This window comes from Mycobacterium sp. PO1 (assembly GCF_017312405.1).
In the GTDB taxonomy this organism is placed as follows: domain Bacteria; phylum Actinomycetota; class Actinomycetes; order Mycobacteriales; family Mycobacteriaceae; genus Mycobacterium.
This window is the reverse complement of the sequence record NZ_BLTG01000073.1, coordinates 1-4,908: the sequence shown is the minus strand read 5'-3', so window position 1 is coordinate 4,908 and position 4,908 is coordinate 1. Positions and strand designations below refer to the sequence as shown.

General features: G+C 64.9%; 2 protein-coding genes and 4 pseudogenes. 4 read left to right on the top strand and 2 right to left on the bottom strand.

All coding sequences use genetic code 11. From position 1 onward, the window contains the following. The 3 genes and pseudogenes from J3476_RS21405 to J3476_RS21395 all read left to right on the top strand — a co-directional run. A pseudogene (locus tag J3476_RS21405) lies at nucleotides 1-199 on the top strand (transposase); the annotation flags it as partial. A gap of 256 nt (nucleotides 200-455) precedes the next feature. Continuing rightward, the gene (locus tag J3476_RS21400) at nucleotides 456-1,514 is read left to right on the top strand and encodes an IS110 family transposase (RefSeq protein ID WP_207068367.1); all 1,059 of its coding nucleotides are present in this window, start codon (nucleotides 456-458) and stop codon (nucleotides 1,512-1,514) included. After that, a pseudogene (locus J3476_RS21395) lies at nucleotides 1,515-1,691 on the top strand (transposase); the annotation flags it as partial. Nucleotides 1,692-1,711: 20 nt separating this feature from the next. Here J3476_RS21395 and istB read toward each other — a convergent pair. Both istB and J3476_RS21385 read right to left on the bottom strand, forming a co-directional pair. After that, nucleotides 1,712-2,479: pseudogene (gene istB / locus J3476_RS21390) on the bottom strand (IS21-like element helper ATPase IstB); the annotation flags it as partial. Beyond that, nucleotides 2,476-3,836, bottom strand: a pseudogene (locus J3476_RS21385) (transposase). The pseudogenes J3476_RS21385 and istB, both read right to left, overlap by 4 nt. Nucleotides 3,837-4,326: 490 nt before the next feature. On the opposite strand from J3476_RS21385, the gene J3476_RS21380 reads away from it, so the two are divergent. Next, nucleotides 4,327-4,836 carry an aromatic-ring-hydroxylating dioxygenase subunit beta gene (locus J3476_RS21380; protein WP_013470361.1) on the top strand — a complete coding sequence of 170 codons (510 nt, stop codon included), beginning with the start codon at nucleotides 4,327-4,329 and terminating at the stop codon, nucleotides 4,834-4,836. Nucleotides 4,837-4,908 lie beyond the last annotated feature (72 nt).

Sequence of the window (4,908 nt, the reverse complement as noted above, 5' to 3'; positions counted from 1 at the left end):
GGGCGGCTACGGCGCCGTCGCGATGAACGACGCACTCATAGCGTCAATGACGAAGCTTCCCGAACAGCTCCGCAAGACACTCACCTGGGACCGCGGCAAAGAACTGTCCGGCCACGCCCAGTTCGCTCTCGCGACGGGCACGAAGGTGTTCTTCGCCGACCCCCACTCGCCCTGGCAACGGCCGACAAACGAGAACACCTATTGGTTCACACTGAGTCGTGCCGGGATCCCTTCGACGGGAGAGGGTTCTGGCCGGGGCCAGCTGGGTGACTCGGAGAACACGTGCCGTGAGGCCTTCCGTTGATTTGTCCACAGCTGCCCACTGGGCGAGAACCCTGATCGGGAGTGACTTGATAGAAGCCTGCTGAGCCGTCAACTCGCAATAGGTCTGTCCCTCGATTAGGGCCCTCGCCGCTGTTCCCGTCGTCGGCAATACAGAACGAGAGGACAACATAATGGTGACAGTGGGGATCGACCCGCACAAGCACGTTCACGTCGCAGTGGCCGTGGATGCCGCCGGCAGGCGGATCGGCCAACCATTAACAGTGAAGAACGACGCACTGGTGATCACCAACTTGCTGAAGTGGATTCGCGCGGTCACTGGCAACACACCAGTCACCTGGGCCATCGAGGACGGTCGCGGGTTCGCCCGCCGACTGGCCGACGGCCTGCTATTGGCCGGCCATGAGGTGGTTTGGGTTCCCAGCCGTCTGACCGCCGCACACCGCAAGCTGCACGCCGCCACCGGCTCCAAGTCTGATCCCACTGATGCCGCGGCTGCCGCCCACGCCGTGATCGCGACTCCCGATCTGGACCGACACCGCATTGATGAACACGTCCGGGAGCTGCGGATGCTGGTCGACTACCGCTCCGATGTCATCAAACGCCGCACCATGGTGATCAACCAGCTCAAGGCACAACTGCACGTCTGGCTCGACCACACTCCAGGCGACTTGTCGCGGACCAAAGCGCTGAACGCACTCATCGCACGGCTGGACACGGCGCCGCTGCGCATCCATATTCGCAAGGCCCTCGTCGAGATGATCGCTGAGATTGCCGACGCCAACCGGCGCGTTCACGATCTAGATGCGACGATCAAGGACCTCGTCAGCCCGCTCGCACCCACGCTCCTCGAGGTCACCGGCATCAGTCACATTTCGGCAGCGGTACTGATTTCCGAAATTGGTGACATCACAAGGTTTTCCACCTCAGCGAAGCTGGCCCGCTACACGGGCTGCGCGCCGATTCCGGTCTACTCCTCCGACAAGGAACGCTACCGACTCCACCGCGGCGGTAACCGCCGACTCAACAGCGTGCTCTACACCGCCGCCATCGTCCAGAAGAGATGGAACCCGGCCGCACAAGAAATACTCGTTCGCCACACGCCAGCCAAAGGCACCCGCGGAGCGCGACGAATCCTGCAACGCCACCTCGTCGACGTCGTCCACCGGGCGATGACCACTGACCAAGCGTCCTGGCAACACCACATCACCCGGTATCAGCCCGCCGCTTGACATAGAAGCATCAACGGGCTACTGCGCCAATACTTCCCGAAAGGCACCGACCTCTCACGGTGGTCCGCAGAAGACCTCGAAGCAGTCGCTCTCGCGCTAAACAACCGACCCCGCAAAAGCCTTGACTGGAAAACACCTGCCGAGGTGTTCGAGGAGCAGCTACGCTCCCTCCAATAACCCGGTGTTGCAAGGACCGGTTGGCCGTCGAGGTTGATGACTACCGATCGGTGCAGGAGGCGATCGAGCATGGCTGCGGCGACGGTGGTGTCACCGAGGATGTCGCCCCAGGCGCCGACTCCGCGGTTGGTGGTGATGACGATGCTCGTTTTCAAATATCGTTGGGAGACAACCTGAAACAGTGCCGATGCTGCTTCGGCGGGCAGTGGCAGGTAGCCGAGCTCGTCGATGACCAGCAGTGTGGGGCCGGCGTAGAAGCGCATGGTGGTGGCCCAGCGTCCTTCGATGGCGGCGCGGTGGCAGCGGGCGGCCAGGTCGGCGGCGGTGGTGAAGTATGTGCGGTAGCCGGCGTGGGCGGCTGCTCGGGCCAGTCCGACCGAGAGGTGGGTTTTGCCGGTCCCGGGTGGGCCGATGAGCAGGATGTTGGTCGCTGATTCAAGGTAGCGGCAGGTGCCCAGTTCGTTGATGAGCTTGCGGTCGATGCCGGCGGCGGCATCGACGTCGAAGTCGGCCAGCGTGGCCGGGGTGGGTAGGCAGGCGAACCGTAGCCGTCCGGCCAGCCTTCGTGCGGTGCTGGCGTCGACTTCCACGGCCAGCAGCCGCTCCAGGGCGACGGTGAGTGAGAGGTTTTCGGCGTTGGCTTGGTCCAGGACTGCAGGGAGGGCTTCGGCGGCGGCGTGCAGTTTGAGTTCGGCCAGATGCGAGCGCAACTGCTGATAGCGGCTGGCCGCCGCCGACGGGCCCTCAAGGGTGGCGGTGGTTTTTGGGGTGCGTGGGGTGGGTGTCATTGGATGGTCCTTCGCTGGGCGGCCCGCTCGTAGGCGGACAGGTCGATGACTGTGGAATCGGTTGCCGTGGCCACGCTTTCGGTGGCCACGGTGTTGGCGGTGGTGGTCCGGAGTAGTTGGGCGGCAGCAGCTTTGGCGGCTACACCGGGTGGGATGCGTTCCTTGCGGCGGTGCGGTCGGCCGGTCGTGGCGGTGGCCATGGCCGCGGTGTCCAGGGCGATGATGTGGCCGCTGTCGCGGACCATGAGTCGAGGCCGTCTGTGGCGCGGTGGTGGCGGGCCACGACGACGCCGGTCATCGTGGCGATGTCGATGTACTGGCCACCGATGGGGTGGCTGACGGTGACCTGGGCGGCGGCCAACTCCGGTGGCACCGAGTAGCGGTTGCCGCGGTAGGACACCAGGGCTTGGCGTGACGCGGTTCGGGACTCGGACACGATTACCGGGTACGGCGTCACTGGTACCGGGACCAGCGGCTCAGCTTTGGCGACCACGGCGACCGAGGAGCGCCCGCCGGTGGTGGCCCGGATCCGGGTGTCACCTCGCAGACGAGCGAAGCGGTCCACGCTGGCCTGGGCCGCCTCAACGGTCAGGTCGTCGGCCAGGGTGCGCCACCAGCGTTGCGCGGCAGTGTGATTGACCTTCTCCACGACACCTTTGCGCTTACCGCGTCGCGGTGGGCAGATCGCTACCGAGACGCCGTAGTGTTTGGCGACCCCGGCGAACGAGGCGGTCACCCGGCCCGAGCCTGGGTCGCAGACTGTGGCCATCCGGTCGAACCGCCAGATGCGGGTCAGCCCGCCCAGGCCGCGCACGATGCGGTCGATGGCGGCCACCAGGTGCGGTTGATCCATCGACGGTGAGAGCACCGCCCGCCACTTGCCCGAATGCGCCAGCGAGCCGACCAGCAGGAAAGCTTTCTTCCCCCATCCCCAGGATGCGGGTGGATCGGGCAATTCCAGCCAGTCCCATTGGGTTTCCTCACCCGGCGGGTGCGCGATGACCGCGTTGGGCCGGTCTGCCGCGGTGCGGCAGGCCTCGTACGCCGGGCGCAGACTGCGGGTGCGGATGTTGCGGGTCAAGCTCTGATACGACAGCCGGAAGCCGAGGTCTTCGAGTTCGTCGAAGAGTGTGCGGGCCCACAGGTGCGGGTCCTCGACCAGTCGGGCGGTCACGTAGTCGACGAACGGCTCGAACGGGTCAGGGCCCGGCCGGGCCCGCACGCCGGGCTCGGTGTCGCCGGCCAGATACTTGCGGACCGTTTTGCGGTCGAAGCCGGTGTGACGGGCGATCGCAGAGATCGACCAACCACGTTTTCGTAGGGCGTGTACTTCCATGTCGTCCTCCCATGTGAGCATGAGAAAGCCGGCCTCCTTCGACACAGCTACTGGCGTCAGACACCAGCAGCATCGAGGGAGGCCCGCCCTTCTCGGCGGAGCCACACAGGTGGGGAATTTCGATGAGCCTCAGTGGGGAATTTCAGCGAGCGCGGTCAATAGACGTGCGTGTGCTGCCACGCCTCGACGAGGAACACACCGGTAGCGCTCGCACCGACAGTGCGCGTTATAAGGGCCGCCGCCGCTGTCAAGCCTCCGCCAACCACGGCGACGACCGCGCGATACCTCCGGCTTCGTCTGCAAGTTCGCTGGCTGTCGACGACGTGTGCCGTGCGACTGGTTCTGCGAGCGCCGCGGGGCTTGCTGTGGGAGCCGTTTTGGTCGTTGCCCATTTGGAGATGTTGTCTTGACGGCCCGGTGAGACGTAGCTTACATTCTCTACAGCGGAGGACACATCTGTTCAGCAGAATAGAGAGTGAGTGTTGATGGTCTGGTCGAGGAGTTCGGTGTGATGAACGCGGTCGCGGTCGATCGGGATACCCGTGAGGCTGTCGAGGAGTTCATGTTCCGGGAGGCGGAGCTACTCGATGGGGGGCAGTTCCGGGAATGGTTGGGTCTGCTCGACCCCGACATCCGGTATGTGGTTCCGGTGCGCACCACCCGTGAGGATTCCGCGGGTTGGGTGGGCGCGATCGCGCATTGGAACGACGACTACACGGGCTTGGAGATGCGGGTCCTTCGCGGCGAGACGGATTTCTCGTGGGCGGAGTCACCTCGGTCGCGGACCCGGCACTTCGTGTCCAACATCCGCACGACTGCCGGACCGGAGGCTGATGAGTTGACCGTGCGCTCGAATCTGTTGTTCTTCCGCAGCCGCGGAGACAGCGGCCGGTGGGAGTTGCTCTCGGCCGAACGCGTCGACGTGTTGCGCCGCACCGACGATTCGCTGCGGCTCGCTCGGCGCGAGGTGTTACTCGATCACTCGACGTTGCCTATCGACAACCTGTCGGTAGTCCTGTAGGGCCAGCTCCGCTCACCACCTCCGCGTGGATATCGCCGTTTCCAGAAAGGGTCCAACCATATGACCACCGAA